The organism is Streptococcus suis (assembly GCF_016743335.1).
GTDB classification, from domain to species: Bacteria; Bacillota; Bacilli; order Lactobacillales; family Streptococcaceae; genus Streptococcus; species Streptococcus suis_Y.
Map to the genome: position 1 here is coordinate 1 of NZ_WCJE01000096.1, position 966 is coordinate 966.

A 966-nucleotide genomic window follows, 5' to 3' on the forward strand; every position below is an offset into this window, starting at 1 on the left:
CAAAAATTCCTGCTAGATATGTTCCTTGCATTCCAATGAATCCAACAATTCTTTCTTCAAAAACATAAACATAAATCTCTGCATCTAATAGCTGAGATGTTACAAAGTCAATTTTTGATTCCCAATACTCAGCTGGGATAAATGCATGGGTCTCAACATTGACAGTCAACCAAAGTTGAACTATTATTTCAATATCTTCTTTTTGAAATTTTCTAATCATACCTTTACCATCCAATCTGTTCCATTCTATAGATAATAATTCGTTTTAGCAAGCGATAATATAAAATTTGAACAATCACTAACATATTTTTTAGTGGGTACGTTTCTATTCATATAAATTCCTTGTCAATGGAAACAAACGCATTCCCACAGGATAAATGGAAATAGATAATTTCTAGCCATCACTCCATAAAAATTACTCACTTTGATACTTCCCCATCCCAATGCTCTAGCCTTGCAATCAAGGCTTTTCATTATTCCTTTCGTTCAAAGTTAGCCTTGTATTTCTTCCGATACAATATAAGAGATAAAAAGTGAAAATAATTTGGATTGAGTTGATACCGAGTAGTCGATCTAACTTTTCCCTGTGAAACCTTATCTTTTGTCAATAAAATAGTTCCAACAGTTACAATATTGATACCAACTGTGCCAGGAATCTGTTTAGCAGTTAACGGATTCCCCTGCTAGATCTCTGATTATAATCTTCAACTGATTTTCATTTTTCAGTTTACTAGTTTCAATCAACTCCATAAATCTTGACTCAATCTAGTTTAGATACTTTTATTATACCACTGACTCACTTAGTATTGAATTATAGAAACAAAACTAAGCTATTTTAAATAACCTGAATCAATAAATTTTTGCGAGCAATCTTCGCGAGCAGGTTTTGCGCGGTTCGCAAAACATCGGTTCGTTAGAACCGACGCAAGGAAAAAAGAAAGCATGGGTGCTTTCTTTTTGGGCTGC

1 pseudogene is annotated in these 966 nt (G+C 33.4%); it reads right to left on the reverse strand.

The features are described from left to right. A pseudogene (locus tag F9856_RS11970) lies at positions 1-220 on the reverse strand (GNAT family N-acetyltransferase); the annotation flags it as partial. Positions 221-966: the final 746 nt, after the last annotated feature.